We start from the raw sequence: 11310 nt of genomic DNA, 5'->3' as shown, positions 1-11310 counted from the left end.
AACAAATGAAACATACTTCTTATGTGCTTGCTTTTTTAATCGGAATCACTTCTGTGGACAGTCAAAACAATTTTGAATACTGGCAACAACGAGTGGACTACACTATGGACGTGAAAATGGATGTGAATACCTTCAATTACGGAGGGACTCAAAAACTAGTTTACACCAACAATTCTCCAGATAATTTAGGGCGCGTGTTTTATCATTTATTTTTCAATGCCTTTCAACCCGGAAGTGAAATGGATGTCCGTTCCATTACAATTGCAGATGCAGATTCACGAGTCGGAGATCGAATTAGTAAGCTTCAAAAAGAAGATTTTGGATTTCTAAACGTTGTTAGTTTGACCCAAAACAGTGTCCCTTTAGAGTATACTGTGGTTGGAACGGTGTTGGAAGTTCAATTAAACACACCTATCAAATCGGGAGAGTCGGCCCTATTTGAAATGACTTTTGAAGGACAGGTACCGCCTGTGATTCGTCGCTCTGGAAAAAACAGTAAAGAAGGAGTAGCGCTTTCTATGGCACAATGGTATCCAAAAATGGCAGAATATGATTTTGAAGGCTGGCATGCGGACCCTTATATTGGAAGAGAGTTTCATGGCGTGTGGGGTGATTTTGATGTAAAGCTAACCCTTGATAAAGACTATACGGTTGGCGGAACAGGTTACTTACAAAACCCAAATGAAATTGGACATGGATATGGAACCAAAGAGACAAAAGAAGATTCAGATGTGCTAACATGGCATTTTGTAGCACCCAACGTTCATGATTTTACATGGGCCGCTGATCCAAATTTTATTCACGATACCTTACAAGTTCCCGATGGACCGCTGTTGCATTTTTTATATAAAAAGTCCTTAAAGCGTAAATACAAAAAACGCTGGAGAGACTTACAAGTCCCAACAAGTGAAATCATGCAATACTATAGCAGTGCGGTTGGAAAATATCCCTATGAGCAATACTCTGTGATTCAGGGGGGCGATGGTGGTATGGAATACGGCATGTGTACCCTGATTACAGGAGAGCGCAGTTTTGAGAGTTTGGTGGGCGTGACTGCACACGAAATTGGACATACATGGTTTCAGTTTTTGATGGCTTCTAACGAAAGTAAACACCCCTGGTTAGATGAAGGGTTTGCGGAGTACACTTGTACATTTATTGAAAATACCATATTTGGCGTAGAGACTGCTGAACCAATGAAACGTAATTACGATCGCTATTACAGGCTCGTGCAAAGTGGCAAAGAACAACCCATGAGCACACATTCAGATCGGTTTGCGTATAACGCTTCTTATAGCGTCTCAACTTATAGTAAAGGTGCCTTGGTATTGGCGCAATTGCGATATATTATTGGAGAGGAAAATTTTGAAAAGACCTTAAAAGAATATTTTAACGACTGGGCGTTTAAACACCCAACGCCAAATGATTTTATCCGTTGTGCCGAAAAGACGTCTGGTTTAGAATTGGAATGGTTTTTGACGGATTGGACACAGACGACAAATACGATTGATTACGGAGTGAAAAGTGCCGTTGCTTTAGAAGGTAAAACCAATATTACGCTTGAACGCATTGGGTTAATGCCAATGCCAGTAGAGGTTCAGGTTCTTATGAAGGATGGAAGTGTAAAAAATTATTACATCCCTTTGCAGATGATGCGAGGTGAAAAACCACTTCTGGTTGGAGAGGTGTTGTTAAAAGATTGGGCTTGGGCATATCCAGAATATAGTTTTTCTGTAGATATGAATCCTTCAGAAATTGATACCATTACCGTAGATGTAAACAAAGCAACAGCAGACATAAACAAAGAAAATAATAAGCTTAAAGTATTATAAACTATGGAGCGTTTAAAAGGAAAAAAGCAAATAGAGCAGTTGTTCGTAACTGGTAATTCAGTTGGTGCATTTCCTTTGAGAATGGTCTATTTAGAAACCACTGACAAACATTTGGTCGGGGTTTCTGTCAGTAAAAAATATTTTAAAAGTGCTGTAGATCGGAATCGGATCAAACGCCTTTTGAGGGTGGCTGTAGAAAAACAACTTTCAGTAGCGCTCGATACATTGGATTCAAAATACTGCTTGATGGTCTTGTATGTTGGAAAGGAAATGCCCGAATCGGGGCAACTAAAAGAACAGTTTGAATTTTTAATAAAGCGTTTTAATAAAAGAGAATTGAATGAAGTTGTATCGTAAAAAAAGAGGAGTGTTACTGGGAGTTCTGGTGTTGATTTTTATTTCGACAACGGCCTATAAAAATGATTATTTTGAAATTGCGAAGCAGTTGGATATTTTCACCACGCTCTTTAAAGAAGTCAACATGAATTATGTGGATGAGACGAATCCTGCTGATTTGATGCAAGCAAGCGTCAAACAGATGCTGAAAGAATTAGATCCCTACACCACTTACTTGAACGAACAAGATGTAGAGAAAGCTCGAATCTATCAATCGGGTGCCTATGTTGGAATTGGGGCAACCATCAACACTTCTAAAAATAAATTAGTCGTTGTGGAAGTTTATAAGGGTTTACCCGCTGACAAGGCTGGCTTGAAACCTGGAGATGAAATTATTAAAATTGATGGGCTGGATGTAAGTGATTTGCAAGAAAGTGCAACCCAGTTTTTGAATGGTAAAAAAAACACAACGGTTGCCTTAACTTACCTTCGAAATGGAAAAACCGTAGAAGTGATTGTGTCGCGAGGAGATGTAAAACCAAAAGCAGTTCCAGTGTCTAAACTGTTACCAGATGGTATTGGCTATATTGCGCTAGATCGTTTTACAAAAACAGCTTCCAAAGAAGTAGAGAGCGCACTTAAATTGATGCTTATAGATGAGGCAAAAGGAATTATTTTAGATTTAAGAAACAACCCGGGCGGATTGCTTCATGAAGCGGTTAAAATTGTAAACTTATTTGTCCCAAAAGGGCAGTTGGTGGTATCAACAAAATCGAACGTAGATAATTACAACCAAACTTTTGAAACCCAAAAACAACCGCTAAGTTTAGAAATTCCGTTGGTGGTGTTAATAAATCAAAACAGTGCTTCTGCAAGTGAAATTGTTGCAGGTGCTTTGCAAGACTTGGACCGTGCTGTTGTTGTTGGAAAAAGGAGTTTTGGAAAAGGATTGGTTCAGCGGCCTAAACCCTTGCCTTACGGATCGCAAATAAAGGTCACAATCTCTCGTTACTACACGCCGTCGGGGCGCTGTATTCAGGCATTGGACTATAGAAATAGAAAAAAAGATGGATCCGCTGTTCGGTATGAAGAAAACCAATACACAGCCTTTAAAACAAAAAATGGGCGAACAGTATATGACGGTGGTGGAATTAATCCGGATATTCTTGTTGGGAATGAAAATCCAAATAAGTTTATAGAGAAACTCTTAAAAAGTGCGTTAGTATTTGATTATTCCAACCAATATTTTCACAACAATACCGTTGAAGGTTTAGAGGGTTTTCGTTTAGATAAAAAAGATTTTGAGCGTTTTAAAAAGATGAGTACCGAAAAAAAATACAATACAATTGGTCAAACACAAGAAGATATTAATCATTTAAAAACGCTGCTAATTGAAGAGGGATTCGGAACGATGGAGACTAGTTTTGAGGGGTTAGAACGCTCGCTTCTTGAAGAAAAATTAAAATTAGTGGAGACCTTTAAAATAGAAATTATAACTGCTTTGGAGGGGGAAATAATAAAACGCTATTTTTACAGAGAAGGAATGTATGCGTATTTTCTTTCGGAAAACGCCGAAGTATTTAAGGCCCAAGAAATTATAAATGACATACCGGTTTATCAAAATATATTGAAATAAACAAATGTTTAGTTACATTTGAGATTTGAAGAAAAGATGAGGAAGATTGTTTTTTTACTGTTTTTACTAATGAATTTGTCTCAAGCACAGACGGGTAACACGCATGTGGTCTATTTTGAAACGGGGCAATTTGATGTGCCTCAAATAGAAACAAACCGCCTTGTGTTATTTATTCAAAGTTTAAAAGATGTTGAAATAGAGCGCATCGCTATTTATGGGTTTTGTGACGATCGTGGAAGTGATTTGTATAATTTGGAGCTCTCTCAAAACAGAGCGGATGCGATTAAAAAAATATTTTCTGGTTTCGGTGTCGATGATAACCTTATAAGCAACGTAGATGGAAAAGGAGAAGTGTTGCTACGTGTGATTTCCTCTGATAACCTAAATATTATAAGAGGATTGAACCGAAAAGTTGAGATCAATGTGGTGTATAAAATTACGGAGCCAGAAGTGGTTGTTAAAGAAAAAGAAGAATATCGTTTTTTAAAGAAAAAATTAGCGGTTGGGGATAAAATAACGCTTGACAATATTCTCTTTAAAACGGGCTATAGTTACATCGTAAAAGAATCCATTCCCGTTCTAGAAATGATGGCGGATGCATTGCGAGAAAGAGACGATATCTATTTTACGATAGAAGGACATGTCTGTTGCACAAAAAATGCAAGAGATGCTGTAGACCGAAAGACCGGTAAACGAAATTTATCGTTAGCCAGAGCTAAGTATATCTATGATTATTTAGTTAAAAATGGCGTTAAGAGAACCCGAATGCGCTATGTGGGTTTAAAGAATAAATACCCGTTAGGAAAAGCAACAAAGTACGATAAACGTGTAGAAATTAAAATCACCTCTATTTCTAAAAGAAATTAATTTTTCACCATGGCAATGTGTGGAATTCCATCTTCTAAATAAGGTTCGCCAATTGTTTTAAATCCTAAATTGGTATAGAACTTTTCTAGATATTTTTGTGCAGAGAGTTTGATTTTCTTTGTATAAAAAGACGTTTCAATAGCCTTTATAGAAGCAAGCATTAATTGATGACCGTACTTTAAATGACGCTCTTTTTCTGAAACAACCACACGTCCTATACTCGCTTCTTTAAAATAGTCGCCTGCTTTAAAAATACGTGTATAAGCTATAATCCTATTGTCTTTTTTTCCAATAACGTGCAAGGCGTTTTGATCCTTTCCATCCACGTCTTGATAGACGCAATCTTGCTCCACTACAAAGACCTCACTTCTTAACTGTAATAAATAATAAAGCTCCTCTAAAGAAAGTTGGTTAAACGTTTTAATAGAAATATCTAGCATAAATTAATCTTGAATAATTATAGATTTAGGGTCTGAATTCCCAAATTCTGGTTGAATGTTAAAGTGGTTTATTTTAAACTTTGTAAAAAGAGTGGCTTCTAGTCTTTTAAGAATTATATTAAATTCCGAAAATTTTAAATCTACATTAAAATCTATATGTGCTTCTAAATGAATTTCGGTTTCATTCAACTGCCACACATGAATATGATGAATGTTATTTATCTGATCGACCTTAATAACTTCTTCAACAATCTCCTCAATTTTGATGTCTTTTGGAGTGAACAACATAAGAATGTAAAACGACTCTTTAAGTAAACTATACCCCACAATGATGAGGTACAACGCAATGGCGATTGTGAGCGCAGCATCTACCCAAAAAATTTGATAAAACTTCATTAGAAGTCCTCCAATTAACACTGCAATACTGGCAAGCATGTCCGTTAATAAATGTAGATATGCTGAGCGTATATTAATGCTATGAGCACTGTCTTTTTTTAATAATAAAACACTGAGTCCATTAAAAACAATCCCTAAAATAGAAAGCCATATTACTAAATCGGGTTCAATAGTTTGCGGATTAAAAAAGCGCTTAACCGCTTCAAACATTAAATAAATAGCAATAATAATTAGAGAGGATGCATTTATAAACGCAGCAATAATCTCGGCACGTTTATATCCAAACGTTCTAGAAATAGTGGCTTTTCTTTTAGATAAACTAGAAGCAACATAAGAAATAACAAGTGAAATTACATCTGTTAAATTATGTAGCGCATCACTTAAAAGTGCAAGACTTCCAGATAAAAACCCACCAATAATTTGGGCAAGGGTAATGACACTATTTAATAAAATAGAAAGAAGAAGATTCCGACCTGTACGGTCGGGGGCGTGTTTATGAGAATGTCCCATTACTAGTTAACAAGGTTGTATTTTATTAATCCTATTTTGATGACGACCGCCTTCAAAGTCTGTATTTAAAAAGGTGTCAACCATTTCTAAAACACCCTCTATTTCAGTGAAACGTGCGGGAATACAAAGAATATTTGCATTATTATGTTGACGTATAAGAGAAACAATTTCATTGGTCCAACATATCCCAGCTCTTATATTAGCGTATTTATTAGCTGTCATCGCAACTCCGTTGGCGCTCCCACAAATTAAAATCCCATAAGTGGATTTTTTGGATTCCACATCTTTTGCAACAGGATGTACAAAATCTGGGTAATCTACACTAGAATCAGAGTCTGTTCCGTAATTTATAACTTCTATATGTTTAGATTTAAGAAATTCTATAATTCTAAATTTATAATCCGTTCCTGCGTGATCATTTCCTATTGATATATTCATTTGGTATAACTTTTATTATTAGTAAATTTACAAAAAAGAGTGGTACTTAAATTAAATTGTTTATAGCCTTTTTAATTAGTTGTTAATAATTAATGAACGATTATGAAAACTAAATTTTTATATATCGATTAATTTTATCAACCGCCAACTTAAAGTTATAAAACTAATTAAGTTATCTTTTTTGGTTACTTACTTATCAATATCAAAAGTATGTTTATAAACAAAAAACACTAAATTACTTATGAGTCATTCTATGTGAATAGAGGTTATTAACAACACATAACATATACAATTAAATTATTATAAATCAGATAATTAATTATAATATAGTTGTTAATTATATGTTTATAAAATGTATATAAAGAAGAAAACTACGTATTCTAAATAAACTTATATAACCTATTCACACACTATAATAAACACCATTAGTTTTTAAATAATTTAATAAAAAATTAATATGATTATATTAAATGTGGATAAAGTTGAAAAAGAGATGAGCCTTGGTTGAATTAAAGTGGTAGCTTTGCTTAATTACATACCTTAAATGAAAAGAAAAAAGAATAACAAACAATCGGTACAAAATTACAGTCAGAGTATCTTAACAATTCTGAAAGCCGATAGAAAAAAGTCATACAATCACAAGCAGATTGCTGCAAAACTAGAGGTTAACGACGCTAGCAGTCGCAACCAAATTATAAAAAATCTTCACAAACTTGCAGGTCAAAAAGAAATTGAAGAAGTAGAACGTGGTAAATTTCAAATCATTACGTCCTCAGAATATTTTGTAGGAAAAGTAGATATGGCTGCAAGAGGCAATGCTTACATCATTAGTGATGCCTTTGAAGACGATGTGTTTATAGCCTCTAATAATATGCATAAAGCCTTGCATGGTGATACGGTAGAATTATATATTTATAACCGTAAGAAAAACGGAAAACAAGAAGGAGAAATAACTCAAATTATAGAACGAGCACGCACAGAATATGTAGGTGTGGTACAGTTAAATGAAAAATTTGCATTCGTTGTTCCTGATAGTAATAAAATGCCTGTGGATGTTTTTGTGCCTTTATCAAAAACGATGAAAGCTGAAGATGGTGATAAAGTTCTTGTAAGTTTAGAAGAATGGCCCGACAAAGCAGAATGTCCAAATGGAGCAATTATTAAGATTCTTGGGAAACCAGGTGATCACAATACAGAAATTCATTCCATACTAGCGGAATACGGACTGCCTTATGAATTTCCTGCCGAAGTTGAAGCTTTTGCAAATAACATAGATACCTCGATTACAGAAGGTGAAATTGTAAAACGTCGCGATATGCGATCGACACTTACGTTTACAATAGATCCAAAAGATGCAAAGGATTTTGATGATGCATTATCTTTTAAACAACTTAAAAATGGAAACTATGAAATTGGAATTCATATAGCCGATGTATCTCATTATTTACAGGAAGGAACTATTTTAGATGATGAAGCTTACGAACGTGCTACTTCTGTTTATTTAGTAGATAGAGTGGTTCCGATGCTGCCAGAAGTCCTATCAAATAATGCTTGTTCTCTAAGACCTTTAGAAGAAAAATTTACCTTTTCTGCTGTTTTTGAAATTAACAACAAATCAGGTATCGAAAATCAGTGGTTTGGAAGAACAGTAACTTATAGCGATGCACGTTTTGCTTATGAAGAAGCACAGCATATGATAGAAACTAAAGACTGTGCCATTCCTGCAGAAATATCCATTACCGACGAAGCCTACACTGCTGATAAAGCCATCAAAGACGCTATTTTAAAATTAGATGAATTGGCAAAAATAATGCGTTCAAAACGCATGAAAGATGGTGCCATCTCTTTTGATAAAGCTGAAGTTAAATTTAACCTTGATGAATCTAATAACCCTGTAGGCGTATTTTTTAAAACATCTAAAGATGCAAATAAACTTATTGAAGAGTTTATGTTATTAGCGAACAGAAAAGTTTCTGAGTTTATTGGAAAACAATCACCACAAAAAACATTTATCTACAGAGTTCATGATGAACCAGACGATCAAAAATTAGCTGGGCTTCAAAGAATTGTTTCTCAATTTGGGCATCAATTAAATTTTAAAAGTAGAGAAACCACCACACATTCTTTAAATACCCTACTAAAAAATGTAAAAGGGACCAAAGAACAAAATCTTGTAGATACACTCACCATTCGTTGTATGAGTAAAGCAGTTTATACCACCAAAAATATAGGACATTACGGACTTGCCTTTAACCATTATAGCCACTTTACATCACCTATTCGTCGCTACCCAGATGTTATGGCACACCGTTTGCTACAATATTATTTGGACGGCAACAAATCAACAAGTGAAGGTGTTTATGAAGAAAAATGTAAACATTCTTCTAATATGGAATATCTTGCAACAAAAGCAGAGCGCGATTCTATAAAATACATGCAAGTTAAATACATGCAAGACCACAAAGAAGACACTTTTTTAGGCGTTATTTCTGGTGTGACTGAATGGGGCATGTATGTCGAAATCATAGAAAATAAATGCGAAGGTATGATCAGAATCAGAGATATCAAAGGAGATTTTTATAGATTTGATGCTGAAGAGTTTGCTTTAATTGGCGAAAGAACTAAAACCAAATACCAGTTAGGTGATGAAGTTGAGGTTCGTGTCAAAAAAGCGGATTTAGTCAAAAAACATTTAGACTTTATATTAACTTAAATTATATTTTTAAATACCAACACATGACACAACCATAACTCTAACTTGATACTCAAGTAAATGATTAAATGGATATCGCATGTGACCTATAAAAATCAATAAATATCAACAAATGAAACCGTACATTTTATTTTTCCTCTTTTCTAGTTTTTTAGTAAGCTCTCAAACTCCAATTAGTAAAACTTTAGGCGAATTTTCAGAACTCAAAGTTTACGACCTCATAAATATTGAGCTTGTTCAGTCTACTGAAAATAAAATTGAAATTACAGGGGAGGACACTTCCAACGTTTTTATCGTTCAAAAGAATGATCTTCTTAAAATTAAAATGGATCTTAATAAGTCCTTTAATGGCAATAAAACGTTTGTAAAACTCTTTTATACCAAAATCGATATTATCGATGTTAATGAAGGTGCCAAAGTAGCTTCACAATCAACATTTAAACAATACGAGCTGGAATTAAAAGCCCAAGAGGGTGGCGAAATTTCTGTCATTACCGACACAAAACTATTATCAATTAAAAGTGTGACAGGTGGTATTATCAAAGTAAGCGGTACCACTGAATCCCAGAATATAAAGATAAGAACAGGCGGTATTTATGAAGGTGCTTCATTACAAGCAATAAATTCCGAAATAAAAATAAAGGCCGGAGGCGAAGCGGAAGTAAAAAGTTCTGAGGTTATTGAAGTTAGAATAGTTGCTGGCGGAGATTTGATAATTCACGGGAACCCCAAAACCGTAAAACAAATTAATATGATTGGTGGAAGAGTTATTTATAAAGATTAACATCCATCTCCTTAAAATTAAAGTACTATGATAGATGATATCCAGGCTGCCATACCACTTGGTTTTTTCTTAGCTTTTATGATTGGCCCCGTCTTTTTTGTGTTGATAGAAACGAGCGTTACCAAAGGATTTCGCGCTGCAGTTGCTTTTGATGCGGGCGTTATAATTGCAGATATTATTTTTATTGGATTGGCCTATTTTAGCAGCTTTCAACTCTTAGAAAACTTAAGCAACCAACCTGGTTTGTATGTGTTTGGAGGTACCATTTTAACGGTTTACGGTCTAATTGTTTTTCTAAAAAAACCAAACCGAAACGACCTTAAAGCACAGCTATCCAACGCATTTAAGGTGAATTACATCGAACTATTTATTAAAGGTTTTTTACTCAACTTTATAAATGTTGGCGTACTGATTTTTTGGTTGGGCATTATCATCGTTACAGGACCAAGTTTAGAAAATGACATCAATCGATTTTATGTATTTTTTGGATCACTGATCTTAGCGTATTTTATAACAGATTTATTTAAAATAGTGTTAGCCAAGCAGCTAAAAAAACAATTGACTCCTGTGATCATTTTAAAAATTAAAAAACTACTTGGAATTATTTTAATTATTTGTGGATTGGTTCTAATTACGAAAGGCTTTTTGCCAAAAGACAAATTAAACCCACAAACCATCATTGAAGAAATAGGGCAATAAAAAACCACAACCGATAAACGTTGTGGTCTTCATAACTTGAGGCGTCTAGCGGATTCGAACCGCTGTAGAAGGTTTTGCAGACCTCTGCCTAGCCACTCGGCCAAGACGCCTAAAAAGGAATGCAAATTTAAGCAAATTTAAACGTTACACAAGATAAAAGAAAAGAATCCATCAAAAAGAGGCTCTTAACAATCCCTGTAATTACCACCCCTAAAATATAAATTCCATTATCTATAAAAAATTATTTTAACGTGATTCGCTCAGAACAATCGTTACTTTTTCTACATCACCGCCAATTGGAGGGTTAATTTTAGAAACCGACGCCGATACCGACACCACTGTTTTACAATTTTCAAACACCCGATTGATGATGCGCTTCGCTACCGCTTCCAATAATTTTGCAGGAATACGCATTTCTTCTACCACAATAGCGTTTAAAGTGACATAGTCAACCGTGTCGTTTAAAGCGTCTGTCACAGACGATTTTTCTAAATCCGCCTCTACACTCACATCAACTCTGTAATCACTGCCAATCGTGGTCTCCTCACTCAGACATCCATGATACGCATACACTCTTATGTTTTCAACCTTAATAACTCCCATGTTCTCTTTTTTTATTTCGATAAAAATAATAATTATACCGAAGATATATCTATAAA

11 protein-coding genes and 1 tRNA gene are annotated in these 11310 nt (G+C 34.8%); 7 read left to right on the top strand and 5 right to left on the bottom strand.

What is annotated here, in order from left to right; all coding sequences use genetic code 11:
- The first annotated feature begins 5 nt into the window (after positions 1-5).
- The 4 genes from FORMB_RS06025 to FORMB_RS06010 all read left to right on the top strand — a co-directional run bounded on the left by FORMB_RS06025 (position 6) and on the right by FORMB_RS06010 (position 4671).
- Positions 6-1832, top strand: a complete 1827-nt coding sequence (locus FORMB_RS06025) for a M1 family metallopeptidase (protein ID WP_069676595.1) — start codon at positions 6-8, stop codon at positions 1830-1832.
- A 3-nt stretch (positions 1833-1835) separates the two neighbouring features.
- Complete coding sequence (rnpA, locus tag FORMB_RS06020) at positions 1836-2189, top strand: ribonuclease P protein component (protein ID WP_069676594.1); 354 nt, start codon at positions 1836-1838, stop codon at positions 2187-2189.
- Positions 2173-3804, top strand: coding sequence for a S41 family peptidase (locus FORMB_RS06015; RefSeq protein WP_069676593.1), 1632 nt, complete (start codon positions 2173-2175; stop codon positions 3802-3804). Before rnpA ends, FORMB_RS06015 begins: the two co-directional genes overlap by 17 nt.
- 69 nt (positions 3805-3873) lie before the next feature.
- Positions 3874-4671, top strand: a complete 798-nt coding sequence (locus FORMB_RS06010; protein WP_231925574.1) for an OmpA family protein — start codon at positions 3874-3876, stop codon at positions 4669-4671.
- Here FORMB_RS06010 and FORMB_RS06005 read toward each other — a convergent pair.
- From FORMB_RS06005 to rpiB, 3 genes are read right to left on the bottom strand one after another with little or no spacing between them, the layout of a single operon-like run.
- Positions 4668-5111 (bottom strand): GNAT family N-acetyltransferase, encoded by a 444-nt coding sequence (locus FORMB_RS06005; protein WP_069676591.1) that lies wholly within the window; start codon positions 5109-5111, stop codon positions 4668-4670. The two genes, FORMB_RS06010 and FORMB_RS06005, sit on opposite strands and share 4 nt — an antisense overlap.
- A gap of 3 nt (positions 5112-5114) precedes the next feature.
- Positions 5115-6017 carry a cation diffusion facilitator family transporter gene (locus FORMB_RS06000; protein WP_069676590.1) on the bottom strand — a complete coding sequence of 301 codons (903 nt, stop codon included), beginning with the start codon at positions 6015-6017 and terminating at the stop codon, positions 5115-5117.
- A 6-nt stretch (positions 6018-6023) separates the two neighbouring features.
- A complete protein-coding gene (gene rpiB, locus FORMB_RS05995) occupies positions 6024-6455 on the bottom strand; it encodes a ribose 5-phosphate isomerase B (protein ID WP_069676589.1) in 432 nt (143 codons plus the stop codon).
- A 544-nt stretch (positions 6456-6999) separates the two neighbouring features.
- On the opposite strand from rpiB, the gene rnr reads away from it, so the two are divergent.
- From rnr to FORMB_RS05980, 3 genes are all read left to right on the top strand, one after another.
- Positions 7000-9168 (top strand): ribonuclease R, encoded by a 2169-nt coding sequence (gene rnr / locus FORMB_RS05990; protein ID WP_069676588.1) that lies wholly within the window; start codon positions 7000-7002, stop codon positions 9166-9168.
- Between the two features lie 112 nt (positions 9169-9280).
- Positions 9281-9952: a head GIN domain-containing protein gene (locus tag FORMB_RS05985; RefSeq protein WP_069676587.1), complete on the top strand. Its 672-nt coding sequence runs from the start codon at positions 9281-9283 to the stop codon at positions 9950-9952.
- 27 nt (positions 9953-9979) lie between these two features.
- Entirely contained in the window at positions 9980-10651 is a 672-nt protein-coding gene (locus tag FORMB_RS05980) for a LysE family translocator (protein WP_069676586.1), read from the top strand.
- Positions 10652-10690: 39 nt separating this feature from the next.
- Here the strand turns inward: FORMB_RS05980 and FORMB_RS05975 are convergent.
- Both FORMB_RS05975 and folB read right to left on the bottom strand, forming a co-directional pair.
- Positions 10691-10761: transfer RNA gene (locus tag FORMB_RS05975), tRNA-Cys, on the bottom strand.
- Positions 10762-10897: 136 nt separating this feature from the next.
- Positions 10898-11254 carry a dihydroneopterin aldolase gene (folB, locus tag FORMB_RS05970; protein ID WP_069676585.1) on the bottom strand — a complete coding sequence of 119 codons (357 nt, stop codon included), beginning with the start codon at positions 11252-11254 and terminating at the stop codon, positions 10898-10900.
- Between the last annotated feature and the right edge of the window lie 56 nt (positions 11255-11310).

Origin of the sequence: Formosa sp. Hel1_33_131, from assembly GCF_001735745.1 — a bacterium.
In the GTDB taxonomy this organism is placed as follows: Bacteria; Bacteroidota; Bacteroidia; order Flavobacteriales; family Flavobacteriaceae; genus Hel1-33-131.
This window is presented reverse-complemented; position numbering and strand designations above follow the sequence as displayed.

Coding starts and splice junctions, on each gene's coding strand:
- FORMB_RS06010 (WP_231925574.1), top strand. CDS start 3,874: ATGAATTTGTCTCAAGCACAGACGGGTAACACGCATGTGGTCTATTTT.
- folB (WP_069676585.1), bottom strand. CDS start 11,254: ATGGGAGTTATTAAGGTTGAAAACATAAGAGTGTATGCGTATCATGGA.
- FORMB_RS06025 (WP_069676595.1), top strand. CDS start 6: ATGAAACATACTTCTTATGTGCTTGCTTTTTTAATCGGAATCACTTCT.
- FORMB_RS06015 (WP_069676593.1), top strand. CDS start 2,173: ATGAAGTTGTATCGTAAAAAAAGAGGAGTGTTACTGGGAGTTCTGGTG.
- FORMB_RS05985 (WP_069676587.1), top strand. CDS start 9,281: ATGAAACCGTACATTTTATTTTTCCTCTTTTCTAGTTTTTTAGTAAGC.
- rnpA (WP_069676594.1), top strand. CDS start 1,836: ATGGAGCGTTTAAAAGGAAAAAAGCAAATAGAGCAGTTGTTCGTAACT.
- FORMB_RS06000 (WP_069676590.1), bottom strand. CDS start 6,017: ATGGGACATTCTCATAAACACGCCCCCGACCGTACAGGTCGGAATCTT.
- FORMB_RS06005 (WP_069676591.1), bottom strand. CDS start 5,111: ATGCTAGATATTTCTATTAAAACGTTTAACCAACTTTCTTTAGAGGAG.
- rnr (WP_069676588.1), top strand. CDS start 7,000: ATGAAAAGAAAAAAGAATAACAAACAATCGGTACAAAATTACAGTCAG.
- rpiB (WP_069676589.1), bottom strand. CDS start 6,455: ATGAATATATCAATAGGAAATGATCACGCAGGAACGGATTATAAATTT.
- FORMB_RS05980 (WP_069676586.1), top strand. CDS start 9,980: ATGATAGATGATATCCAGGCTGCCATACCACTTGGTTTTTTCTTAGCT.